At 72.7% G+C, this 22,477-nt stretch carries 23 protein-coding genes; 22 read left to right on the forward strand and 1 reads right to left on the reverse strand.

Annotation, left to right across the window (positions count from 1 at the left end):
• The first annotated feature begins 129 nt into the window (after window positions 1-129).
• The 20 genes from AB852_RS29730 (at window position 130) to AB852_RS29820 (ending at window position 18,821) form a co-directional block, all read left to right on the forward strand.
• Entirely contained in the window at window positions 130-2,640 is a 2,511-nt protein-coding gene (locus tag AB852_RS29730) for a [protein-PII] uridylyltransferase (RefSeq protein WP_245876968.1), read from the forward strand.
• Between the two features lie 114 nt (window positions 2,641-2,754).
• Window positions 2,755-4,290: a signal recognition particle protein gene (gene ffh / locus AB852_RS29735; RefSeq protein WP_073793315.1), complete on the forward strand. Its 1,536-nt coding sequence runs from the start codon at window positions 2,755-2,757 to the stop codon at window positions 4,288-4,290.
• A gap of 202 nt (window positions 4,291-4,492) precedes the next feature.
• On the forward strand, window positions 4,493-4,822 hold the full coding sequence (locus AB852_RS39340) for a hypothetical protein (protein ID WP_143201299.1): 330 nt from the start codon (window positions 4,493-4,495) through the stop codon (window positions 4,820-4,822).
• Between the two features lie 342 nt (window positions 4,823-5,164).
• A complete protein-coding gene (locus AB852_RS29740) occupies window positions 5,165-5,761 on the forward strand; it encodes a hypothetical protein (protein WP_073793316.1) in 597 nt (198 codons plus the stop codon).
• Between the two features lie 472 nt (window positions 5,762-6,233).
• Window positions 6,234-6,662 carry a 30S ribosomal protein S16 gene (gene rpsP / locus AB852_RS29745; RefSeq protein ID WP_073793317.1) on the forward strand — a complete coding sequence of 143 codons (429 nt, stop codon included), beginning with the start codon at window positions 6,234-6,236 and terminating at the stop codon, window positions 6,660-6,662.
• A 4-nt stretch (window positions 6,663-6,666) separates the two neighbouring features.
• The gene (locus tag AB852_RS29750; RefSeq protein ID WP_040247777.1) at window positions 6,667-6,903 is read left to right on the forward strand and encodes an RNA-binding protein; all 237 of its coding nucleotides are present in this window, start codon (window positions 6,667-6,669) and stop codon (window positions 6,901-6,903) included.
• A 159-nt stretch (window positions 6,904-7,062) separates the two neighbouring features.
• Window positions 7,063-7,671, forward strand: a complete 609-nt coding sequence (gene rimM, locus AB852_RS29755) for a ribosome maturation factor RimM (RefSeq protein WP_073793318.1) — start codon at window positions 7,063-7,065, stop codon at window positions 7,669-7,671.
• Window positions 7,668-8,489 carry a tRNA (guanosine(37)-N1)-methyltransferase TrmD gene (gene trmD / locus AB852_RS29760; RefSeq protein ID WP_073793319.1) on the forward strand — a complete coding sequence of 274 codons (822 nt, stop codon included), beginning with the start codon at window positions 7,668-7,670 and terminating at the stop codon, window positions 8,487-8,489. Before rimM ends, trmD begins: the two co-directional genes overlap by 4 nt.
• Window positions 8,490-8,624: 135 nt before the next feature.
• Entirely contained in the window at window positions 8,625-8,975 is a 351-nt protein-coding gene (gene rplS / locus AB852_RS29765; protein WP_073793320.1) for a 50S ribosomal protein L19, read from the forward strand.
• A 123-nt stretch (window positions 8,976-9,098) separates the two neighbouring features.
• Window positions 9,099-9,932, forward strand: a complete 834-nt coding sequence (gene lepB, locus AB852_RS29770; protein WP_079185010.1) for a signal peptidase I — start codon at window positions 9,099-9,101, stop codon at window positions 9,930-9,932.
• Window positions 9,925-10,995: a signal peptidase I gene (gene lepB, locus AB852_RS29775; RefSeq protein WP_073793322.1), complete on the forward strand. Its 1,071-nt coding sequence runs from the start codon at window positions 9,925-9,927 to the stop codon at window positions 10,993-10,995. Before lepB (AB852_RS29770) ends, lepB (AB852_RS29775) begins: the two co-directional genes overlap by 8 nt.
• Window positions 10,892-11,881 carry a signal peptidase I gene (lepB, locus tag AB852_RS29780; protein ID WP_073793323.1) on the forward strand — a complete coding sequence of 330 codons (990 nt, stop codon included), beginning with the start codon at window positions 10,892-10,894 and terminating at the stop codon, window positions 11,879-11,881. Before lepB (AB852_RS29775) ends, lepB (AB852_RS29780) begins: the two co-directional genes overlap by 104 nt.
• Window positions 11,882-12,071: 190 nt before the next feature.
• A complete protein-coding gene (gene lepB, locus AB852_RS29785) occupies window positions 12,072-12,767 on the forward strand; it encodes a signal peptidase I (RefSeq protein WP_245876977.1) in 696 nt (231 codons plus the stop codon).
• Window positions 12,764-13,255: an NUDIX hydrolase gene (locus AB852_RS29790; RefSeq protein ID WP_073793325.1), complete on the forward strand. Its 492-nt coding sequence runs from the start codon at window positions 12,764-12,766 to the stop codon at window positions 13,253-13,255. The genes lepB (AB852_RS29785) and AB852_RS29790 overlap by 4 nt, the downstream gene beginning before the upstream one ends.
• A 54-nt stretch (window positions 13,256-13,309) precedes the next feature.
• Window positions 13,310-13,618, forward strand: a complete 309-nt coding sequence (locus AB852_RS29795; protein ID WP_073793326.1) for a DUF2469 domain-containing protein — start codon at window positions 13,310-13,312, stop codon at window positions 13,616-13,618.
• Window positions 13,619-13,918: 300 nt separating this feature from the next.
• The gene (locus AB852_RS29800; protein ID WP_073793327.1) at window positions 13,919-14,281 is read left to right on the forward strand and encodes a YraN family protein; all 363 of its coding nucleotides are present in this window, start codon (window positions 13,919-13,921) and stop codon (window positions 14,279-14,281) included.
• Entirely contained in the window at window positions 14,281-15,906 is a 1,626-nt protein-coding gene (locus AB852_RS29805) for a YifB family Mg chelatase-like AAA ATPase (RefSeq protein ID WP_073793328.1), read from the forward strand. The genes AB852_RS29800 and AB852_RS29805 overlap by 1 nt, the downstream gene beginning before the upstream one ends.
• Window positions 15,903-17,060 (forward strand): DNA-processing protein DprA, encoded by a 1,158-nt coding sequence (gene dprA, locus AB852_RS29810; RefSeq protein ID WP_073793329.1) that lies wholly within the window; start codon window positions 15,903-15,905, stop codon window positions 17,058-17,060. The genes AB852_RS29805 and dprA overlap by 4 nt, the downstream gene beginning before the upstream one ends.
• 221 nt (window positions 17,061-17,281) lie before the next feature.
• Window positions 17,282-18,118, forward strand: coding sequence for an RNA polymerase sigma factor WhiG (gene whiG, locus AB852_RS29815; RefSeq protein ID WP_073793330.1), 837 nt, complete (start codon window positions 17,282-17,284; stop codon window positions 18,116-18,118).
• Window positions 18,119-18,266: 148 nt separating this feature from the next.
• Window positions 18,267-18,821: a TetR/AcrR family transcriptional regulator gene (locus AB852_RS29820; RefSeq protein WP_073793331.1), complete on the forward strand. Its 555-nt coding sequence runs from the start codon at window positions 18,267-18,269 to the stop codon at window positions 18,819-18,821.
• A 325-nt stretch (window positions 18,822-19,146) separates the two neighbouring features.
• On the opposite strand, the gene AB852_RS29825 is transcribed toward AB852_RS29820, so the two are convergent.
• The gene (locus AB852_RS29825) at window positions 19,147-20,142 is read right to left on the reverse strand and encodes a M23 family metallopeptidase (protein ID WP_342748509.1); all 996 of its coding nucleotides are present in this window, start codon (window positions 20,140-20,142) and stop codon (window positions 19,147-19,149) included.
• A gap of 256 nt (window positions 20,143-20,398) precedes the next feature.
• Here AB852_RS29825 and rpsB point away from each other — a divergent pair, with 256 nt between their 5' ends.
• Both rpsB and tsf read left to right on the forward strand, forming a co-directional pair.
• Window positions 20,399-21,367, forward strand: coding sequence for a 30S ribosomal protein S2 (gene rpsB / locus AB852_RS29830; RefSeq protein WP_073793333.1), 969 nt, complete (start codon window positions 20,399-20,401; stop codon window positions 21,365-21,367).
• A gap of 179 nt (window positions 21,368-21,546) precedes the next feature.
• A complete protein-coding gene (gene tsf / locus AB852_RS29835; protein WP_073793334.1) occupies window positions 21,547-22,383 on the forward strand; it encodes a translation elongation factor Ts in 837 nt (278 codons plus the stop codon).
• Window positions 22,384-22,477: the final 94 nt, after the last annotated feature.

Genomic DNA, 22,477 nt, shown 5'->3' on the forward strand with positions numbered 1-22,477 from the left:
CCCACCGCAGGGACCGCCGAAGCGACGTCATCGCCGCGACGCCGTCGAAGAGACGCCGTCGAAGAGACGCCGCCGAAGCGACGCCATCGCAGGGACGCCATCGCAGGGACGAGAGAACGGAGCCGCCGGGTGACCACCGTGGACGCACACCGGGACACCCCGGAACCCGAGGACACCGACAGGGCCGGCGGCCCCGGCGGCGACCGCGCGCCCAGTGGCTACGCGGCGGCCCGGCTGCGGCTGCTGCACAGCGGGGAGAGTGCCGGGCCGGTCCGCCGCGCGGCGCTCTCCGACCTCACCGACGACTGGCTGAGGAACCTCTTCGACGCCGCCGCCGACGAGCCCCGGGGCATCAGCCTCGTGGCCGTCGGCGGCTACGGCCGGGGCGAACTGTCCCCGCGCAGCGACCTCGATCTGCTCCTGCTGCACAGCGGCGGCGACTCCCGGCGGACCGCGGCCCTCGCCGACCGCCTCTGGTACCCCGTCTGGGACCTCGGCCTCGCCCTCGACCACGCGGTGCGCACCCCCGCCGAGACCCGCCGCACCGCCGCCGACGACCTCAAGGTCCAGCTCGGCCTGCTCGACGCCCGCCATCTCGCGGGCGACCCCGCCCTCACCGCCGCCCTGCGCACCACCGTCCTCACCGACTGGCGCAACCAGGCCGCCGCCCGGCTGCCCGCCCTCCAGGAACTGTGCGCCGACCGCGCCGCCCGCCTCGGTGAACTCGCCTACCTCCTGGAACCCGACCTCAAGGAGGCCCGCGGCGGACTGCGGGACGCCACCGCCCTGTCCGCCGTCGCCGCCTCCTGGCTCGCCGACGCCCCCCGCGCGGGCCTCGCCGACGCCCGCCGCACCCTCCTCGACGTACGCGACGCCCTCCACCTCACCACCGGCCGCGCCACCGACCGGCTCGCCCTCCAGGAACAGGACCAGGTCGCCGCCGCGCTCGGCCTCCTCGACGCGGACACCCTGCTCCGCCAGGTGTACGAGGCCGCCCGCGTCATCGCGTACGCCGGCGACGTCACCTGGCGCGAGGTCGGCCGGGTGCTGCGCTCCCGCGCCGCCCGGCCCCGGCTGCGGGCCGTCCTCGGCGGCGGCCGGGCCGCGCGGGCGGCGGCCGTCCGCTCACCGCTCGCCGAAGGCGTCGTCGAACAGGACGGGGAAGCCGGACTCGCCCGCGGCGCCCGCCCCGAACGCGACCCGGTCCTCCCGCTGCGCGCCGCCGCCGCCGCGGCCCAGGCGGGCCTGCCGCTCTCCCCGTACGCGGTACGCCACCTCGCCGCCACCGCCGCGCCCCTGCCCGCCCCCTGGCCCGCCGAGGCCCGCGAACAGTTCGTCACCCTGCTCGGCGCGGGCCGGGCGACCGTCGAGGTGTGGGAGGCGCTGGAGGCCGAGGGCCTGATCACCCGGCTGCTGCCCGACTGGGAACGGGTCCGCTGCCGCCCCCAGCGCAACGCCGTCCACACCTGGACCGTGGACCGCCACCTCGTGGAGACCACCGTCCGCGCCGCCGCCCTCACCCGGCGGGTCTCCCGGCCCGATCTGCTGCTCGTCGCCGCGCTGCTGCACGACATCGGCAAGGGCTGGCCCGGCGACCACAGCGTCGCGGGCGCCGTCATCGCCCGCGACATGGCCGTCCGGATGGGCTTCGACCCCGCCGACACCAACGTGCTCGTCACCCTCGTCCGCCACCATCTGCTGCTCGTCGACACCGCCACCCGCCGCGACCTCGAAGACCCCGCCACGGTGAACGCCGTCGCCGACGCCGTGGGCACCGTCCCGACCCTGGAACTGCTGCACGCGCTCACCGAGGCCGACGCGCTCGCCACCGGCCCCGCCGCCTGGTCGTCCTGGCGCGGCCACCTCGTGGACGACCTGGCCCGCCGGGTCACCGCCCGGCTCACCGGCGACCCCGCCCCCGCGGGCCCGTGGTCCGCCGAGCCCGCCGCGCCCACCGCCGAACAGGAACGCCTCGCGATCGAGGCCCACCGCACCGGCGGACCCGCCCTCACCCTCAGCACCCAGCACCCGCCCACCGCCCCCGCCGACCCCGGTACGGAACCCCTCGGCGTGGAACTGCTGATCGCCGTCCCCGACCGGCCCGGGGTGCTCCCCGCCGTCGCCGGGGTCCTCGCCACCCACCGGCTCACCGTCCGGACCGCCGAACTCGGCGAACTCGCCCTCCCCGCCGTCCTCGGCACGGACCCCGCCCCCGTCCTGCTGCTGCGCTGGCGGGTATCCGCCCAGTACGGCGCACTGCCGCAGGGCGCCCGGCTGCGCGCCGATCTCGTCCGGGCCCTGGACGGCACCCTCGACATCGCCGCCCGGCTCGCCGAACGGGACGCCGCCCACCCCCGCCGCCGGGGCGCCGCCCCGCCCGCGCCCCGGGTGTCGGTGGCCCCCGCCGCGTCCCGGCACGCCACCGTCATCGAGGTACGCGCCCAGGACGCCCCCGGGCTGCTGCACCGCATCGGGCGGGCCCTGGAGGACGCCGGGGTACGGGTGCGCAGCGCGCACATCAGTACCCTCGGGGCCAACGCCGTAGACGCCTTCTACGTCACCGACACCGCGGGCGCCCCCCTCACCGCGGAGCGGGCCACCGGCGTCGCCGGGACCCTGGAAGCCGCCCTGCGGGGGTAGTCGGGCCGTACCAGGTGTACCCGGTACCCGTACGAAGGGCTCCGGCCCAGGCCGGACCGATTACCCTGGGGGACGACCTGCCCGCCCCCTTCGACCCGAGGATTCGCGACCGCCGTGTTCGACACTCTCCAGGATCGCCTCGCAGCGACATTCAAGAACCTCCGCGGCAAGGGTCGCCTGAGCGAGGCGGACATCGACGCCACCGCGCGGGAGATCCGGATCGCGCTGCTCGAAGCGGATGTGGCGCTGCCCGTCGTGCGCGCCTTCATCAAGCAGGTGAAGGAACGGGCGGCCGGCGCCGAGGTGTCGCAGGCCCTCAACCCGGCCCAGCAGGTCATCAAGATCGTCAACGAGGAGCTCGTCGGCATCCTCGGCGGCGAGACCCGCCGGCTGCGGTTCGCCAAGACCGCGCCGACCGTGATCATGCTCGCCGGTCTCCAGGGCGCCGGTAAGACCACCCTCGCCGGAAAGCTCGGCAAGTGGCTGAAGGGCCAGGGCCACTCACCGCTGCTCGTCGCCTGCGACCTCCAGCGCCCCAACGCCGTCAACCAGCTCAGCGTCGTCGCCGAGCGCGCCGGGGTCGGCGTCTACGCCCCCGAGCCCGGCAACGGCGTGGGCGACCCGGTCCAGGTCGCGAAGGACTCCCTGGAGCACGCGCGGGCCAAGCAGTACGACATCGTCATCGTCGACACCGCCGGCCGGCTCGGTATCGACCAGGAGCTGATGCGGCAGGCCGCCGACATCCGTGACGCGGTCTCCCCGGACGAGATCCTGTTCGTCGTCGACGCGATGATCGGCCAGGACGCGGTCAACACCGCCGAGGCCTTCCGCGACGGCGTCGGCTTCGACGGGGTCGTCCTGTCCAAGCTCGACGGCGACGCCCGCGGTGGTGCCGCGCTGTCGGTCGCGCATGTCACCGGCCGCCAGATCATGTTCGCCTCCAACGGCGAGAAGCTGGACGACTTCGACGCGTTCCACCCGGACCGGATGGCCTCGCGCATCCTGGGCATGGGTGACGTCCTCACGCTGATCGAGAAGGCCGAGCAGACCTTCTCCCAGGCGGAGGCCGAGGAGATGGCCTCCAAGCTGGCGTCCAGCAAGGGCAAGGACTTCACGCTGGACGACTTCCTCGCCCAGATGGAACAGGTCCGCAAGATGGGCTCCATCAGCAAGCTGCTCGGCATGCTGCCGGGGATGGGGCAGATCAAGGACCAGATCAACAACCTGGACGAGCGGGACGTCGACCGCACCGCCGCGATCATCAAGTCGATGACCCCTGTCGAGCGCCAGGACCCCACGATCATCAACGGCTCGCGCCGGGCCCGTATCGCCAAGGGCTCCGGGGTCGAGGTCAGCGCCGTCAAGAACCTGGTGGAGCGGTTCTTCGAGGCACGCAAGATGATGTCCCGGATGGCCCAGGGCGGCGGCATGCCCGGGATGCCGGGCATCCCCGGGATGGGCGGCGGCCCCGGCCGTCAGAAGAAGAAGGTCAAGGCCGCGAAGGGCAAGCAGCGTTCCGGCAACCCGATGAAGCGCAAGCAGCAGGAGCAGGACGAGGCCGCGCGGCGGGAGCAGGGCGGCGCGCCCGGCCTGCCCCAGGCCCCGCAGAACTTCGAACTGCCCGACGAGTTCAAGAAGTTCATGGGCTGACACCGTCCCGTCCGGCACCGGGGCGCGTGGCCGGCACAGCTGACACGGCCGCGCGCCCCGTACCGCCGGGAGGTCCCGGCCCCGCCCCGCCGGGCGGGGCCGACTCCCTTCGCGTGAGCGGCAGTTGGACCGGCCCCCGCCGCCACGCCCGGCGCGGGGGACCCTTCCGGCTCCTCGCGTCCGGCCCCGTACGATGCCCGTTATGGCAAAGGCATCCGTTCCCACGCCCCGGGCCGATGACTTCCCCCGCCGCGGCCGGAACCTCGCCGACCGGACCGGCACGCCGGTCCGCCGTGTCCATGGCGAGAAAGAACCCGTCGCACCGGACGCGCTGTCCGCGGTGACAGCCGATACCCTGGCCGGGGACCAGGCGCTCCCGCTCGACCAGGCACCAGAGCGCCCGACCTCCCGTACCCCGGACGTGACCAGCGTCGCCGGGGCCGTGGAGGCCGTCACCGCAGGCAGCCGGGCCCGAATCCCCTGGGCCGCCCCCGGTGCCGACGGCGGGAGAGAGCCTGCCGGACACGGGTGACCGTCCGCTGTCCGGTCGCCGAGGACGGCTCGGTACCCCTGGCCGACGACGGCCCCGGGTGACATCGCCGTCCTGGCCCGAGCCCGCTGCACACCCCGGTCCGGCCCCACCGGACCGCCGCACACACCCTCCCCCCACTTCGCGCCGTACCGCGCGCGGCGTTCCGCCGTGGTCGCGAGCGGGGTGCATCTCCGGAGATATCCGCAGATCAGCGCACCCGCCCGCGTCCCTGTGCATCAGCTATGGAACAGCCGCAGAACAACGGAAACTGACGGGTACGTGCAAATTATTTGGGATGCCCCGGAATAGGAACACAGAGGCACTCCGGCTCGTTGTCACGACGTGAGCACGACACCACCAGTTCTCGCCGCAGAGCTGGCAGCCGCGTGGGCCGATATTCAGCGGTACCACCCCGAGCTGCCAGATCTCGCCGCGCCCGAATCCCTGATCGGGGAGTCGTCGTCCGCCTGCGGGCACGCACTCTCCTTCGAACGACTCCTCCATGAGGCAGTCCACGGCATCGCCGCCGCGAGAGGTGTCCGGGACACCTCACGCGCCGGCCGTTATCACAACCGCAGGTTCCTCGCGATCGCCGAGGAGCTGGGCCTCGACCATCCGGAGGAACCGCACCCGAGCAGCGGCTTCTCCCTGGTCACCCTGAACACCGACGCCAAGAAGCGCTACCGCTCGACCATCGACCGCCTCCAGCGCGCCCTCAAGGCGCACACGGCGGCCACCGAGTCCGACAACATCGCCCGTACCTTCCGCGGACCGGCCGCGCGGCACGGCTCCTCCGGGGGCGGTGTCCGCGTCAAGGCGGTCTGCGACTGCGGGCGCAACGTCCGCGTGGTTCCCTCGGTCCTCGCGCAGGCGCCGATCGTCTGCGGGGGATGCGGCAAACCGTTCCGCATCCCCGAACCCGTCGCCGTGGCCAGTTAGCGGCACGGCGGAATGAGGACGGACACCCGTCGGCACCCGCCGCGGCGATGACCGTCCGGAGCGTCCGGGTGCCGGAAGCGACGTGGGGACGTCGCGGACGACCACCGGGGGCGCGCCGACCCGATGCTGGGGGCGCCGGGGCTCGACCAGGGGGCCACATCAGAATTCAGCGCGCGGCGCGGACGGATCGCACGGAGCGACCGGCCCGCGCCCCGCGGTCACCGCGGCCGGCCGCACAGGGCGGCGGGCCGCGACCCGGCAGCGCGGCATCCGCCGCCGCGGGCAGGTGGGGGCGTCCGGACACCGTTCGGAGGCCCCCTTCTCGTATGGCACAATGACTAGCTGTACTCGACGGCCGCACAGGACCCCTCTCTCCTCCGGCTGACGCGTCCATCGGGCAACTCGGGTACCGCAACCCCACGCGGCAATCCCGCCCGTGCCCACCTCGTCAAGACCAGGAGACACCACTCCCGTGGCAGTCAAGATCAAGCTGAAGCGTCTGGGCAAGATCCGTTCGCCTCACTACCGCATCGTCGTCGCCGACTCCCGTACCCGCCGTGACGGCAGGGCCATCGAGGAGATCGGCCTGTACCACCCGGTGCAGAACCCCTCGCGCATGGAGGTCGACGCGGACCGCGTGGCCTACTGGCTGGGTGTCGGCGCCCAGCCGACCGAGCCCGTGCTCGCGATCCTCAAGAAGACCGGCGACTGGCAGAAGTACAAGGGCGAGCCCGCCCCGGCTCCGCTGCTCGTCGCCGCCGAGAAGGCCGCGCGCCCCTCCTTCGAAGCCCTCGGTGGCGACGTAGAGGGCAAGGGCGAGGCCATCACGCAGAAGAAGAAGGCTGACAAGGCTGAGAAGAAGGACGAGGCCGCGGCCGAGTCTGAGTCGACCGAGGGCTGACGAGATGCTTGAGGAGGCTCTTGAGCACCTCGTGAAGGGCATCGTCGACAATCCGGACGACGTGCAGGTCGCGTCTCGCAACCTGCGCCGCGGGCGTGTGCTGGAGGTCCGGGTCCACCCCGACGACCTCGGCAAGGTGATCGGCCGCAACGGCCGCACCGCGCGTGCGCTGCGGACCGTCGTGGGCGCCATCGGCGGCCGCGGCATCCGCGTCGACCTGGTCGACGTCGACCAGGTCTGATCCGCCCGGCTGCGAGGCCCGGCCCGTCCAGGGCCGGGGCGAAGCCGCCGGTGCGGTTCCCCGTAGTGACGGCTGAAGTACTGGGGCCGGGGATGGCGTGAGCCGCCCCCGGCCCTTGTACTTTTCCCCCGTACCGTCCTCTCACCAGGAGCAACACACGTGCAGCTCGTAGTCGCGCGGATCGGCCGCGCCCACGGGATCAAGGGTGAGGTCACCGTCGAGGTCCGCACCGACGAGCCGGAGAAGCGGCTCGGACCCGGTGCCGTCCTCGCCACCGAACCGTCCTCCGTGGGCCCCCTCACCATCGAGACCGGCCGGGTCCACAGCGGCCGGCTGCTGCTGCGGTTCGCCGGGGTGCGTGACCGCGGCGGGGCCGAGGCCCTGCGCAACACCCTCCTCATCGCGGACGTGGACCCCGAGGAGCGTCCCGAGGAACCGGACGAGTACTACGACCACCAGCTCATCGACCTCGACGTGGTCACCGTCGACGGCACGGAGATCGGCCGGATCACCGAGGTCTCGCATCTGCCGTCGCAGGATCTGTTCGTGGTGGAGCGCCCCGACGGCGACGAGGTGCTGGTCCCGTTCGTCGAGGAGATCGTCGTCGAGATCGACCTGGACGAGCAGCGCGCGGTCATCGACCCGCCGCCCGGTCTGATCGACGACCGCGCGGAGGTCGCGTCGGCCCGCGACGCCGAGGCGGAGGCCGAGCAGACCGCCGCGTCCGCCGACGGTGACGACAGCGCCCCGGAGGACGCCGGCCGATGAGGATCGACGTCGTCACGATCTTCCCCGAGTACCTCGAACCGCTGAACGTGTCCCTGGTCGGCAAGGCCCGTGCCCGTGGACAGCTCGATGTGCGCGTCCACGATCTGCGGCACTGGACGCACGACCGCCACCACACGGTCGACGACACCCCGTACGGCGGCGGTCCGGGCATGGTCATGAAGACCGACCCGTGGGGCGAGGCCCTCGACGACGCCGTCGCCGACGGTTACGAGTCCGGTGCCCACGGCCCCGTCCTCGTCGTCCCCACCCCCAGCGGACGGCCCTTCACCCAGGAACTCGCCGTCGAACTCTCCCAGCGGCCCTGGCTGATCTTCACGCCCGCCCGCTACGAGGGCATCGACCGGCGCGTCATGGACGAGTACGCGACCCGGATGCCGGTGTACGAGGTCTCCATCGGCGACTATGTGCTGGCGGGCGGGGAAGCCGCCGTCCTCGTCGTCACCGAGGCCGTGGCCCGGCTGCTGCCCGGGGTGCTCGGCAACGCCGACTCCCACCGCGACGACTCCTTCGCGCCCGGCGCCATGGCCGACCTCCTCGAAGGCCCCGTCTACACCAAGCCCCCCGAGTGGCGGGGCCGGGGCATCCCCGAGGTGCTGGTCAGCGGCCATCACGGCCGGATCGCCCGCTGGCGACGCGACGAGGCCCTGCGGCGCACCAGCCGCCACCGCCCCGACCTCATCGAGCGCACCGACCCCGCCGCCTTCGACAAGAAGGACCGCGAGACCCTCTCGCTGCTGGGCTGGGCCCCTGGCCCCGACGGCCGATTTGGGCGGACCCCGTACGCCGTGGAAGAATAGGCCGCTGTTGTGCGTCGCCCGGCGTGCGCCCCTGCCATGGGGGGACACGACGCCCGCCCCGGTGAGCACCGCATCCTCCATACCTCCCGCTAGTACCGCTGATGACCTGTGGCATCGGCGAGGAAGCAGACGATCATGACCCACCTGCTCGATGTCGTCGACAACGCGTCGCTGCGTACCGACCTCCCGTCGTTCCGCCCGGGTGACACCGTCAACGTCCACGTGCGTGTCATCGAGGGCAACCGCTCCCGTGTGCAGCAGTTCAAGGGTGTCGTCATCCGTCGCCAGGGCTCGGGCGTCCGTGAGACCTTCACGGTCCGCAAGGTCTCCTTCTCCGTAGGCGTCGAGCGCACCTTCCCGGTGCACACCCCGATCGTCGAGAAGATCGAGCTCGTCAGCCGCGGTGACGTGCGCCGTGCGAAGCTCTACTACCTGCGCGACCTCCGCGGCAAGGCCGCGAAGATCAAGGAGAAGCGCGACAACTGAGCCCACCACGCCACCGTCCGCCCCGGCCACCGCACCCCCGGTGCCACGGCCGGTCCGGGTGGTGTGCGTCACGGCTCGACTCGCACGCGATGGCCCCTCGGCGCCGGATAGCATCAGGCACCGATGGACACCGCAGCACAGCACTCGGAACGCGACCGCCCCGCATGTTCCGCCGACCCCGGGCAGCCCCCGGAGCCGGCGGACCCGCGGGCGCGGTCGCGTTCTGTTTGCGATGAGCCGGAGGCGATGTCCGAGCCGGAGCCCGGGTCGGGGCCCGCACCGGGACCGGGGTCCGTACCGCAGCCGGGGTCCGCACCGGAACCGGAACCGGACGCCCATCCCCGTTCCCGCTCCGCGCTCGCCGAGTGGCTGCCCGGTGGCCGGATCACCCTCACCACGCTGCTCTGTCTGCTCTTCCTCCTGCTGCTGAGCAACTTCGTGCTCAAGCCCTTCGAGATCCCCAGCACCTCCATGGAACCCGGACTGCGGGTGGGGGACCGGGTCCTCGTCAACAAGCTGGCGTACCGTCTGGGGGCGGAGCCGCGGCGCGGCGATGTCGTCGTGTTCGACGGCACCGGCTACTTCGGTGCCGCGGACTACATCAAGCGCGTGGTCGGCACGGAAGGGGACCGGGTGGTCTGCTGCGACCGGCAGGGGAGGATCGAGGTGAACGGCGAAGCCGTCGACGAGGACTATCTGCCCGCCGGTGAGGCCCCCTCCCACGTGCCCTTCGACGTGGTCGTGCCCCCTGGCCGGCTCTTCCTGCTCGGTGACCACCGCTCCGGCTCCCGGGACTCCCGCGACCACCTCGGCTCTCCCGGCGGCGGCATGATCCCCGTGGACGCGGTCGTCGGCCGCGCCGAGTGGATCGCCTGGCCCTTCGACCGGCTGACCGGTATCGACCGGCCCGGGACCTTCGGCCGGGTCCCCGCCCCCACCGGCGGTGCGCATGGGTAACCGGGGCCGGCCCCGCTCCGAGGCCGGTGTCGACACCCGGCTGCCGACCGGGACCCGGCCCACCTCAGGCCCGCCGCGCCCCGGCCGGGCCGAACGCCGCAAACTCGCCCGCAAGGTGAAACGGCGCCGCCGCCGCTCGACGCTCAGGGAGATACCGCTGCTGATCGGGGTCGCCGCCCTGATCGCGCTGGTGCTGAAGACCTTCCTGGTGCAGGCGTTCGTGATCCCGTCCGGCTCCATGGAACAGACCATCCAGATCGGTGACCGGGTCCTGGTGGACAAGCTGACCCCGTGGTTCGGCGGCAAGCCGGAGCGCGGGGACGTCGTGGTGTTCAAGGACCCCGGCGGCTGGCTGGGCGACGAGAAGCCCGAACCGGACGACGACCCGGTGGGCGTCAAACAGATCAAGCAGGGCCTCACCTTCGTCGGACTGCTGCCCTCCGACGACGAACAGGACCTGATCAAGCGGGTCGTCGCGGTCGGCGGCGACACCGTGAAGTGCTGCGACGCGTCCGGCCGGGTCACCGTCAACGGCGTCCCCCTGGAGGAGTCGTACGTCAATCCCGGTGACAAACCCTCCGAACTCGCCTTCGACGTGAAGGTTCCCGAAGGCCGGCTGTGGGTGATGGGGGACCACCGCGCGGATTCCGCGGACTCCCGCTACCACCACGAGAAGGAGTTCGGTGGCACGGTCTCCGAGGACGGTGTCGTCGGCCGCGCCCTGGTGATCGCCTGGCCGCTGAACCGCTGGCAGCGTCTCGAAGAGCGCGACACCTACGCCTCGGTCCCCGACGCCCCGGACGCCCCGGTGTCCACCACAGCTACGTCGCATAGGGTGTCCCCCGCGGATCTCGACGGATTGATCCCCCTCCCGACCCCTGCGGAACTCCCGATCGTTATGGGAGTGGTGGGCCTGCGTCGCGCGTGGGGCAGGCAGCGGTACGGACTGAGGAGTGGATGTGGGGGATTTGGCGCTCGGCGCGCGATCCGGTCACGACGGCCCCGAGGAGCGCCCGGGGCGCCCGGACGGGTTGCCCGACGGCGCGGACGGCACGGGTCCTGAGCCGCGGCGGCAGCGGGACCACGCTGCCGGTCACGGTGACGGCGGGGACACACCAGGGGACGACGAGTCGGCGGGCGGCGGGCAGCCGAAGAAGCCGCGGTCCTTCTGGAAGGAACTGCCGCTGCTCATCGGTATCGCCCTGGTACTGGCCCTGCTGATCAAGACGTTCCTGGTACAGGCGTTCTCGATCCCGTCGGCCTCGATGATGAACACCCTCAAGGAGGGTGACCGGGTCCTGGTGGACAAGCTGACCCCGTGGTTCGGCTCGGAGCCGGAGCGCGGCGAGGTCATCGTCTTCCACGATCCGGCCGGCTGGCTGGAGGGTGAACCCGTCCCGGAGACCAACTTCGTCCAGAAGGGCCTCAGCTGGATCGGTCTGATGCCGTCCGCCGAGGAGAAGGACCTGATCAAGCGGGTCATCGGGGTCGGCGGTGACACCGTCGAGTGCAACGGCACCGGCCCGGTCCGCCTCAACGGCAAGCCCCTCGACGAGCCGTACGTCATGCCGGGCAACACCCCGTGCACCGTCGACAAGAACGGCGGCCAGTTCAAGGTCAAGGTTCCCGACGGCATGCTGTGGGTCATGGGTGACCACCGGCAGGACTCCATGGACTCCCGGTACCACCAGCAGGACAAGAACAAGGGTTTCGTCCCCGTCGACAGTGTCGTCGGCCGTGCCGTGGTCATCGCCTGGCCGCCCACCCGCTGGGCCACGCTCCCCGTCCCCGACACCTTCGACCAGCCCGGTCTGAACGCCGCTCTCGGCGCCGCCCCGGGCGTGCTGGGTCTCGCGGGCGCGGTGCCGCTCGTGCTCTCGCGCCGCAAGGCCGTGCTCAAGGTGACCGCGCGCCCCGCGCGGCTGTCCGGGGGCCGTACCGCCGGGTAGGGTGCGGTCCGGACCGCCGGTCCCGGGCGCGCGACCACGCGCCCGGAAGGCGGGCCGCTCCACCGAACACAGGGGGTGTGCGATGAGCGCGACGGACGGTACGGGCGGCTCCGACGCCGGACCGCGGACCGCGAGCGGTCCGGACGTCGGGCCACCGCCCCCCGGGGCTCCACGCGCGCGGCGCGGTGCGATGCTGGCGGGCGCGGTGGTCGCCCTCGGCTGTGTGCTCTTCCTCGGCGGCTTCGTCTGGGGCGCGGTCCTCTACCGCCCCTACACCGTCCCCACCGATTCCATGTCCCCGAACATCGGCGCGGGCGACCGTGTACTGGCCCAGCGGATCGACGGCGACCAGGTGCGCCGCGGTGACGTGGTCGTCTTCGAGCAGGCCGACTGGGGCGATCTGCCGATGGTCAAGCGCGTCGTCGGGGTCGGCGGCGACACGGTGGCCTGCTGCACGGACGGCGCGCTCACCGTCGACGGCCGGCCCGTGGCCGAGCCCTATCTCGCCCCCGGCACCCAGGCGTCCACGAACGGGATCAGCCGCACGGTCGTCCCCGAGGGACGGCTGTTCCTGCTCGGTGACGAACGCCTGGGCTCGCTCGACTCCACGGCCCACCTCCAGGACGCCCAGGGCGGCTCCGTGTCCCGGGACGCCGTGGTCGCCCGGGTCGACGCCGTCGTCTGGCCGATGGACGGCACGCTCACCCGCCCCACCGGCTTCGCCGCGATGCCCGGCGGGATCTCCCGCCCCGGCCCGCTGGCGCCGCTGCTGACCTCGGTGGCCGTCGGCGCGGTACTGATCCTCGGCGGGGCCGCGTACGGTCCGCTGGCCCGGCGGTCGGCCCGGCGCCGTCCGGTGGCGTCCCCGTCGGCGGGCGCCCGATGAGCGCGGCACCGCTGCGCAGGGTGGCGCGGGTCGTCCTCCTCGACCCCGAGGACCGCGTACTGCTGCTGCACGGCCATGAGCCGGACGATCCCGACGACGACTGGTGGTTCACCCCGGGCGGCGGCCTGGAGGGCGACGAGACCCATGAGGAGGCCGCGCTGCGGGAGCTGGCCGAGGAGACCGGGGTCACCGATGTCGAGCTGGGCCCGGTGCTGTGGCGGCGGACCTGCTCCTTCCCGTTCGACGGACGGCGCTGGGACCAGGACGAGTGGTACTACCTCGCGCGCACCGCCCAGACCACGACCGTGGCCGCCGGGCTCACCGAGCTGGAACAGCGCAGCGTCGCCGGAGCACGCTGGTGGACGTGCCGGGAACTCGCCGGGGCGCATGAGACGGTGTACCCGACCAGACTCGCCGAGCTGCTGCGCAGGCTGCTCGACGAAGGCCCCCCGGCCGCTCCCGAGGTCCTGGACACCGAAATCGTCTAGGGGCGTCCCGGCTGCCGCACAATGGGGGGACGCACGGCTGAAGGGGAACATGCCATGAGTGCCGAGGACCTCGAAAAGTACGAGACCGAGATGGAGCTGAAGCTCTACCGGGAGTACCGCGACGTCGTCGGGCTGTTCACCTATGTGATCGAGACCGAGCGGCGCTTCTACCTCACCAACGACTACGAGATGCAGGTGCACTCGGTCCAGGGCGAGGTCTTCTTCGAGGTCACGATGGCCGACGCCTGGGTGTGGGACATGTACCGCCCGGCCCGCTTCGTCAAGCAGGTACGGGTGCTCACGTTCAAGGACGTGAACATCGAGGAGCTGAACAAGAGCGATCTGGAGCTGCCGGGCAGCTGACCGTCCGGAGCTGCCGGAGCTGCCGGGGCGGCTGACCGGCAGTGGGGGCGGGGTCGACCGGGTCACTGGGGTCACTCGCGTCGGCCGGGTCACTGGGGTCATCGGGGTCGCCGGGCGCGTCGTCATCAGGTCGCGGAGTCGGTCCGCTCAGTCGGTCCGTCGGGTCGGTCCGCCGGGTCGGTCGTGGGGACGGGCTTCACTCGATCGAGTGAGACGGTTTTCCACCTTTCCCGAGTTGTCCACCAAGATCCACTTCTGAGCGGCGGTTGCCTCACCGTGGGCGTCGGAGGTGATGCCGACATGAACGCACGAGGCGCGCTCGGCAGGTACGGGGAAGGGCTGGCCGCGCGGCGGCTGACCGAGGCGGGATGGGCGGTCCTCGCCCGCAACTGGCGCTGTGGCAGGGCCGGGGAGATCGACATCGTGGCGAGGGACGGGGACGTCCTGGTCGTCTGCGAGGTCAAGACACGTCGCGCGGGCACCTTCCAGCAGCCGCTGGCCGGGGTGACCCGGGGCAAGACCGAGCGGCTGCGGGAGCTCGCCCAGGCCTGGCTCCAGGAGCACGGCGGAGCACCGCCCGGCGGGGTCCGCATCGATGTGGTCGGCGTGCTCGTGCCCCGGCGCGGCGCCCCCGTGGTCGAGCATGTGCGGGGGGTGGCCTGATGGGATTCGCCCGCACCTGCTCGGTGGCGCTGGTCGGCGTCGAAGGCGTCGTCGTGGAGGTCCAGGCCGATCTGGAGCCCGGTGTCGCCGCCTTCACCCTGGTCGGCCTGCCGGACAAGAGCCTGACGGAGAGCCGGGACAGGGTCCGCGCCGCCGTCGTCAACTCCGGCGCCCAGTGGCCCCAGAAGAAGCTCACGGTCGGGCTGAGCCCCGCGTCCGTGCCCAAGGGCGGCAGCGGCTTCGACCTCGCCGTGGCCAGCGCGGTGCTCGGCGCCGCCGAACGCGTCGACCCCAAGGTCCTCGCCGACCTGGTGATGGTCGGTGAGCTGGGCCTGGACGGCCGGGTCCGTCCGGTGCGCGGGGTGCTCCCCGCCGTCCTCGCGGCGGCCGACGCCGGATACCGGCAGGTCGTCGTCCCCGAGTCCTCGGCGGCGGAGGCGGCCCTGGTCCCCGGGGTCGCGGTCCTCGGGGTGCGCAGTCTGCGCCAGCTCATCGCGGTCCTCAGCGGCGAGCCGGTCCCCGAGGAGGAGCCCGACGAGCCCGGCCGCCCGGACCCCCTGCTGGCCGGGCTGACCCTGCCGGGCGAGGGCTTCGGCAGCGGTCTGGCGGCGCCGCGATCGGGCGGCCGGGAGCATGTACCCGACCTGGCCGATGTCGTCGGCCAGCGCTCCGCCCGTACGGCCGTGGAGATCGCCGCGGCGGGCGGACACCATCTCTTCCTCCAGGGCCCGCCCGGCGCGGGCAAGACGATGCTGGCGGAGCGGCTGCCCGCGATCCTGCCGCCGCTGGGCCGCCAGGAGTCCCTGGAGGTGACCGCGATCCACTCCGTCGCCGGACTGCTCCCGCCGGGCCAGCCCCTGGTCGACCGCGCGCCCTACTGCGCCCCGCACCACTCGGCGACCATGCAGGCCCTGGTGGGCGGCGGCCGGGGGGTGGCCCGGCCCGGGGCCGTCTCCCTCGCCCATCGCGGGGTACTTTTTCTCGACGAGACCCCGGAGTTCAGCGGGCATGTGCTCGACGCGCTCCGCCAGCCCCTGGAATCGGGGCATGTGGTGATCGCCCGCAGCGCCGGGATGGTCCGGCTGCCCGCGCGGTTCATGATGGTCCTCGCCGCCAACCCCTGCCCCTGCGGCCGGTTCGGTCAGCGGGGCATCGCCTGCGAATGCGCGCCCCAGGCGATCCGGCGCTACCAGTCCCGGCTGTCCGGCCCGCTCCTCGACCGCGTCGACCTGCGGGTACGGGTCGACGCGGTGACCCGGGCCGAGCTCACCGCGCTGGGGGAGCGCGGCGAGAGCACCAAGGCCGTCGCCGAGCGGGTCCGCGCCGCCCGTGAGCGGGCCGCCCACCGCCTCGCGGACACCCCCTGGCGGGCCAACGGCGAGGTACCCGGCCATGAACTGCGCACCCGCTGGCGCCCCGTCCCCGGCGCGCTGGACGAGGCCGAGCGCGGGATGGAACGCGGCCTGCTCACCGCCCGCGGCCTCGACCGGGTGCTGCGGGTCGCCTGGACCGTCGCGGACCTCACCGGCCACGACCGTCCCAGCACCGCCGACGTGGCCCTCGCCCTGCAACTGCGCACCGGGGTGCCCCGTGGGGTCCCGCTCGCCGTCGAGGCCCCGGCATGAGCGCGGACCACGAGGAGCGGCTGGCCCGGGCCGCCCTGACCCGTGTCCTCGAACCGGGCGACGAGCGCGCGGGCCGCTGGCTGGCGGAGCTCGGGCCCATGGAGGTCGCCCGACGGCTCGCCGAGGGCGGTGAGCCACTGCCCGGCGCGTCCCCCCGGCGCTGGGCCGGACTCCGCTCCCGGGCCGAGCGCATGCGCCCCGAGCGGGACCTGGCCACTGCCCGGGACACCGGTACGCGCTTCCTGTGCCCCGGGGACGGTGAGTGGCCCGCCCAGCTCGACGACCTGGGCCTCGCCCGGCCTCTCGGGCTGTGGGTGCGCGGCCACCCCGGCCTGCGGATCTGGGCGCTCCGCTCGGTCGCCGTCGTCGGCGCCCGCGCGTGCACGGAGTACGGCGCCCACACCGCCGCCCGGCTCGCCGCCGACCTCGCGGAACGCGGCTGGGTGGTCGTCTCCGGGGGCGCGTACGGGATCGACGGCGCCGCCCACCGGGGTGCCCTCGCCGCGAGCGGCGCCACGGTCGCGGTGCTGGCCTGCGGGGTCGACCGGCCCTATCCGCAGGGCCACCGCGCACTGATCGGCCGTATCGCGGAACAGGGCCTGCTCGTCGGGGAGTTACCGCCCGGCGAGCACCCCACCGCCTCGCGCTTCATCCTGCGCAACCGTGTGATCGCCGCACTCACCCGCGGCACCGTCGTCGTGGAGGCCGCCCACCGCAGCGGCGCCCTCGCCACGGTACGCTCCGCCGCCCGCCTCGGCCGGTTCACCATGGGCGTGCCCGGACCGGTGAGCAGCGCGCAGTCCGCCGGTGTGCACGAACTCCTGCGGGAGGGTGCCGTCCTGGTCACCGACGCGGCCGAGATCGTGGAACTGGTCGGGGAGATCGGTCAGCTCGCGCCACGCCGCCAAGGCCCCGTCCTTCCCCGCGACCTGCTCAGCACCGCCACCGCCCGGGTGCTCGCCGCGCTGCCCGCGGGCAGCGCCGCCGGCGCGCGGGAGATCGCGCGGGAGGCCGCCACCACCGAGGACGACGCCGTCGGCAGGCTCTACGAGCTCCACTCGCTGGGGTTCGTCGAACGACACGGCGACGGCTGGCAGTTGACACGCCAGGCGGGGAACACGCCCGGGCGAGGCCAGGGGAGGAGTCCGAATTGACGCCACGCGTGTCACCCGCACGTGTGCCGTACCCCCGCACACCAAGGGCCTCGGGGGTTCGCGGGTGCCCTCCGGAACGACGCCCGCGACTCCTGCGGGGCATCAACGGAACGTATCTGCGCACAGATGATCCCAGACCCCTCGCACACCGCGACACTCCAGTCACGCTACGCTCACATGGATTCCCACCCAGTTCACGGCAGAACGGCACAAGGCGACGAATGCCCCAGCACACCTCCGGGTCTGACCGGGCGGCTGCTCCCCCCGCAGCCCGCGGGAGCGTGCGGCCTCCCGCCCCCTCGACGCTCGACGAGCTGTGGAGGTCGTACAAGACGACGGGCGACGGCCGGCTGCGCGAGCAGTTGATCCTGCACTACTCGCCGCTGGTCAAGTACGTCGCGGGCCGGGTGAGCGTCGGACTGCCCCCCAATGTCGAGCAGGCCGACTTCGTGTCCTCCGGGGTCTTCGGGCTGATCGACGCGATCGAGAAGTTCGACATCGAGCGGTCGATCAAGTTCGAGACCTACGCGATCACCCGTATCCGCGGCGCGATGATCGACGAACTGCGCGCGCTGGACTGGATTCCCCGCTCCATCCGGCAGAAGGCGCGCAACGTCGAACGCGCCTACGCCACCCTGGAGGCCAAGCTCAGGCGCACGCCCTCGGAGAGCGAGGTGGCCGCCGAGCTGGGGATCGCCCTGGAGGAACTCCACGGGGTCTTCAGCCAGTTGTCCCTGGCCAATGTGGTCGCCCTGGAGGAGCTCCTGCATGTCGGCGGGGAGAGCGGCGACCGGCTGAGCCTCATGGACACCCTGGAGGACACCGGCGCGGACAACCCGGTCGAGGTCGCCGAGGACCGCGAGCTGCGCCGGTTCCTCGCCCGCGCCATCAACACCCTGCCCGACCGGGAGAAGACCGTCGTCACCCTCTACTACTACGAGGGCCTGACACTCGCCGAGATCGGCCATGTGCTCGGGGTGACGGAGAGCAGGGTCAGCCAGATCCACACCAAGTCGGTACTCCAGCTTCGCGCGAAACTGGCCGGATTCGGCCGCTGAGCGCTCGTCCCACGGCCGGATCACCCCCTCCGTAGGCCGACCGCGCCGGGAACGCGCCGGTCCGCGACGTGCCGGAGGGGGTGACCGCCTCCCGCGACGGCCCCGGCGTCCGTAGAGTGGGGGGGTGCCAAGGATTCGAGCGGCCTCAGTGGCCGAGCACCGTTCGATGCAGCGCGCCGCCCTGCTGGACGCCGCGCGGTCCCTGCTGTCCGAAGGAGGGACGGAGGCGCTGACCTTCCCCGCCCTCGCCGAGCGCACCGGCCTCGCCCGGTCCTCGGTCTACGAGTACTTCAAGTCGCGCGCCGGGGTCGTCGAGGAACTCTGTGCGGTCGATTTCCCCGTCTGGGCCGCCGAGGTCGAGGGTGCCATGGCCCTCGGCGAGGGTCCCGAGGGCAAGATCGAGGCGTATGTGCGACGCCAGCTCGACCTCGTCGGGGACCGCCGGCACCGCGCCGTCGTCGCGATCTCCGCGAGTGAGCTGGACGCCGGCGCCCGGGAGAAGATCCGCGCCGCGCACGGCGGGCTGGTGGCCATCCTCGCGGAGGCCCTGCGGGACATGGGGCACACGGAACCGCGCCTCGCGGCGATGCTGCTCCAAGGCGTCGTGGACGCGGCGGCCCGGCGGGTGGAGCTGGGTGCGGAGGAGCCGTCGGCGGTCGCCGACGCGGCGGTCTCGATGGCGTTGCGCGGGGTGCGCGGCTAGGGCCTCGGGCCCCGTCGCGGGTTCTTCGGCTGGTGTGGCGGGGCCTGTGCCGCCCCGTTGTGCTGTCTCCCCCTTCCCTTTCCCCTTCCCTGCGGCTGCGGTGTGGCCCCTCGTTGGGGGCTGCTCCTGTGCCTCTGTCGGGTGCGTGTGTCGTGTCGGTACCGGGCCCTTCGGCTGTGCGCGCGGGGTGCTGTGCGCCTGGGCCTCGGTGGGTGCCGCTGTCTGGTCGTGGTGCGGCTGCCGGTGCCTCTGGTGGTTGTCTTTCTGCTGCGGATGCCGCGCCTTTCGCAGCAGTTCCCCGCGCCCCTTTGGAGCGCTGGGAGCCTCAGTCGCTTGGTTCTTCGGGTGCGGGTTGTACGGGGCTTCGGGGTGCCGGGGGGTGTCGTCCGGTGGTCAGGGGGAGCAGGCGGGGGGAGGGGGCTCGCAGGAGGGCGGGTGGGAGCAGCGACAAGGGGTTCAGGTACTGGTCGGCGCGGCGCAGCCCCCAGTGGAGACAGCCGGTGGCGCAGTGGGACCCGATGGCTTCCGTCCGGCCCAGGAGTTGGCCTGCGGTGACGTGGTCGCCCCGGCGGACCGAAGGGCGCACGGGTTCATGGGTCAGACGCAGCGGTGGGGTGCCCGTACCCGTCAGTTCCAGCGTGATCACGTTCCTGGTCGCGACCCGGCCCGCGAACGTCACCCGCCCCGGGGCCACCGCCCGTACCGGGGTGCCCGGGGGAGCCGCCAGGTCCACACCCCGGTGCCCCGCCGTGTACGCGGTGGCCGGAGGGAGCCAGCCGCGCAGTACCAGTGGTCGGGGACTTGCCGCCAGTGGCCATATGGCCACCGGCGGCGGTACCGGGCGCGCGGTCCGTGGTCGCTGGAGGTGCCCGACGGGGCTGTCGGGCCGGTGATCCGACCGCGCGGTGGAGTCGGCCGCCGGGATGGTGCGCGCACTTCCGCTCCCGCCACCGCTCCCGCCCGGGCCCGCGTCCCCGGCTGCCGCCGTCCGCAGGGCCGCGGGTGATGCCCCCAGCGTCAACGTCAGTAGCAGCAGTACCGGCGTCAGTACCGGCAGCAGGGTCGGAAACGGCACACGTGCCCTCACCGGTGCCGGCACTCCCGCCCGTACCCGTAGCGGCACCCGTACCCAAGCCGGCACGCGGACCCGTACCCGTACTCGCCTCCGCACCCCCGCCCCCGCCCTCGCCCTCGCCCTCGCCGAACAGAGTCCGTCACCGGGCCCGTCATCCGGCCCGTCATCCGGTCCGTCACCGTGTGCGCGCATCCCCGTCCCCCGTTCCCGCCCGCTCGGGCCATGTGCTCCACGGTGCCTGGTCATGACGCTCCGTGGCCGCCGCGAGGCCGATCTGTGGAGTACCGGGTGGTTGTGGACAGCGGCGTCATCCGAGGGGGTCAAGGTCCCGTACACTTCATGTGGCGACCCGGGTCACCGGGTCGACTTCGCACGCCCCGACATCTGCCGCTCAACACGGCAGTGTCCGCGCTCCTCGGTCCCTCGTGGCACAGCGCGCCGGGGCGTCAGGCGCGACCGCCGTCCGGCGGATGCGACAACCGAGTCCAAGGAGAACACGGCCATGGCCGTCGTCACGATGCGGGAGCTGCTGGAAAGCGGCGTCCACTTCGGTCACCAGACCCGTCGTTGGAACCCGAAGATGAAGCGATTCATCTTCACGGAGCGCAACGGCATCTACATCATCGACCTGCTCCAGTCGCTGTCGTACATCGACCGCGCCTACGAGTTCGTCAAGGAGACCGTTGCCCACGGCGGCACGGTCATGTTCGTCGGCACGAAGAAGCAGGCGCAGGAGGCCATCGCGGAGCAGGCCACCCGCGTCGGCATGCCCTACGTCAACCAGCGCTGGCTGGGCGGCATGCTCACCAACTTCTCCACCGTGTACAAGCGCCTCCAGCGCCTCAAGGAGCTTGAGCAGATCGACTTCGAGGACGTCGCCGCCTCCGGTCTGACCAAGAAGGAACTCCTCGTCCTCTCCCGCGAGAAGACCAAGCTGGAGAAGACCCTTGGTGGTATCCGCGAGATGCAGAAGGTGCCCAGCGCCGTCTGGATCGTGGACACCAAGAAGGAGCACATCGCGGTCGGCGAGGCCCGCAAGCTCAACATCCCGGTCGTCGCGATCCTCGACACCAACTGCGACCCCGACGAGGTCGACTACAAGATCCCGGGCAACGACGACGCGATCCGCTCCGTCACCCTGCTGACCCGCGTGATCGCCGACGCCGTCGCCGAGGGCCTCATCTCCCGTTCCGGTGTCGCCACCGGTGACTCGAAGCCGGGCGACAAGGCCGTCGGTGAGCCGCTGGCCGAGTGGGAGCGCGACCTCCTGGAGGGCGAGAAGAAGGCCGACGAGGCCGCCCCCGCCGCCGACGCTCCGGCCGACGAGGCCCCCGCCGCTGAGGCCGAGGCCCCCGCCGCCGACGCGCCCGCCGCCGAGGCCGAGGCCCCTGCCGAGGCGCCCGCCGCCGAGGCTCCGGCCGCTGACGCCCCCGCCGCCGAGGCGCCCGCCGCCGACGCCGAGCAGGGCTGACCGCACCCAGTAGAGGACCGACAGGTCGGAACGGTGGGGCGTGGGTACGACAACCCACGCCCCACCGGCCCCCCGCCCGTCGGTTTCGGTTCCACGGGAGCACACCCGGCTCCGGCCATCGCCGCCGGTGACCCTCGTGGACGCTCGATACCTCCAGACTTCGAGAAAGATTCAGACTCATGGCGAACTACACCGCCGCCGACGTCAAGAAGCTCCGTGAGCTCACGGGCGCCGGCATGATGGACTGCAAGAAGGCTCTCGACGAGGCCGACGGCAACGTCGACAAGGCCGTCGAGCTGCTGCGCGTCAAGGGCCAGAAGGGCGTCGCCAAGCGCGAGGGCCGCTCCGCCGAGAACGGCGCCGTGGTCTCGGTCATCGCCGACGACAACACCTCCGGTGTCATCCTTGAGCTGAAGTGCGAGACGGACTTCGTCGCCAAGGGCGAGAAGTTCCAGGCCGCCGCCGCCGCGCTGGCCGAGCACGTCGCCAAGACCTCCCCGGCCGACCTGGACGCGCTGCTCGCCTCCGAGATCGAGGCCGGCAAGACCGTCCAGGCGTACGTGGACGAGGCCAACGCCAACCTCGGCGAGAAGATCGTCCTGGACCGCTTCGCGCAGTTCACCGGCGCCTACGTCTCCGTGTACATGCACCGCACCATGCCCGACCTGCCGCCGCAGATCGGTGTCCTGGTCGAGCTGGACAAGCCGAACGCCGAGGTCGCCAAGGGCATCGCGCAGCACATCGCCGCGTTCGCCCCGAAGTACCTCTCCCGTGAGGACGTCCCGGCGGAGATCGTCGAGGGCGAGCGCCGCGTCGCCGAGGAGACCACCCGCAACGAGGGCAAGCCCGAGGCGGCCATCTCGAAGATCGTCGAGGGTCGCGTCAACGGCTTCTTCAAGGAAGCCACCCTTCTGGGTCAGGCATACGCGCTCGACCAGAAGAAGTCCGTCCAGCAGGTCCTGAACGAGGCCGGTGTCACCCTGAAGCGCTTCTCGCGCATCAAGGTCGGCATCTGAGTCCGTACGGCGATCGCCGGTAGACCCCGCTAGGGTCTACAGCGGTCGCTCGCGTACCGACCGCGTACGCGACGGACCACCGCAGATCTGACGA

It is taken from the genome of Streptomyces uncialis, assembly GCF_001905345.1.
In the GTDB taxonomy this organism is placed as follows: Bacteria; Actinomycetota; Actinomycetes; order Streptomycetales; family Streptomycetaceae; genus Streptomyces; species Streptomyces uncialis.

What these genes read in the sequence shown, in the direction of transcription:
- AB852_RS29825 (WP_342748509.1), bottom strand. Translation starts at nt 20,142, where the DNA reads ATGACCAGGCACCGTGGAGCACATGGCCCGAGCGGGCGGGAACGGGGG.
- lepB (WP_073793322.1), top strand. Translation starts at nt 9,925, where the DNA reads ATGGGTAACCGGGGCCGGCCCCGCTCCGAGGCCGGTGTCGACACCCGG.
- AB852_RS39340 (WP_143201299.1), top strand. Translation starts at nt 4,493, where the DNA reads ATGGCAAAGGCATCCGTTCCCACGCCCCGGGCCGATGACTTCCCCCGC.
- rpsB (WP_073793333.1), top strand. Translation starts at nt 20,399, where the DNA reads ATGGCCGTCGTCACGATGCGGGAGCTGCTGGAAAGCGGCGTCCACTTC.
- dprA (WP_073793329.1), top strand. Translation starts at nt 15,903, where the DNA reads ATGAGCGCGGACCACGAGGAGCGGCTGGCCCGGGCCGCCCTGACCCGT.
- tsf (WP_073793334.1), top strand. Translation starts at nt 21,547, where the DNA reads ATGGCGAACTACACCGCCGCCGACGTCAAGAAGCTCCGTGAGCTCACG.
- AB852_RS29800 (WP_073793327.1), top strand. Translation starts at nt 13,919, where the DNA reads ATGAACGCACGAGGCGCGCTCGGCAGGTACGGGGAAGGGCTGGCCGCG.
- trmD (WP_073793319.1), top strand. Translation starts at nt 7,668, where the DNA reads ATGAGGATCGACGTCGTCACGATCTTCCCCGAGTACCTCGAACCGCTG.
- AB852_RS29790 (WP_073793325.1), top strand. Translation starts at nt 12,764, where the DNA reads ATGAGCGCGGCACCGCTGCGCAGGGTGGCGCGGGTCGTCCTCCTCGAC.
- rplS (WP_073793320.1), top strand. Translation starts at nt 8,625, where the DNA reads ATGACCCACCTGCTCGATGTCGTCGACAACGCGTCGCTGCGTACCGAC.
- AB852_RS29805 (WP_073793328.1), top strand. Translation starts at nt 14,281, where the DNA reads ATGGGATTCGCCCGCACCTGCTCGGTGGCGCTGGTCGGCGTCGAAGGC.
- lepB (WP_079185010.1), top strand. Translation starts at nt 9,099, where the DNA reads ATGGACACCGCAGCACAGCACTCGGAACGCGACCGCCCCGCATGTTCC.
- lepB (WP_245876977.1), top strand. Translation starts at nt 12,072, where the DNA reads ATGCTGGCGGGCGCGGTGGTCGCCCTCGGCTGTGTGCTCTTCCTCGGC.
- AB852_RS29795 (WP_073793326.1), top strand. Translation starts at nt 13,310, where the DNA reads ATGAGTGCCGAGGACCTCGAAAAGTACGAGACCGAGATGGAGCTGAAG.
- AB852_RS29750 (WP_040247777.1), top strand. Translation starts at nt 6,667, where the DNA reads ATGCTTGAGGAGGCTCTTGAGCACCTCGTGAAGGGCATCGTCGACAAT.
- whiG (WP_073793330.1), top strand. Translation starts at nt 17,282, where the DNA reads ATGCCCCAGCACACCTCCGGGTCTGACCGGGCGGCTGCTCCCCCCGCA.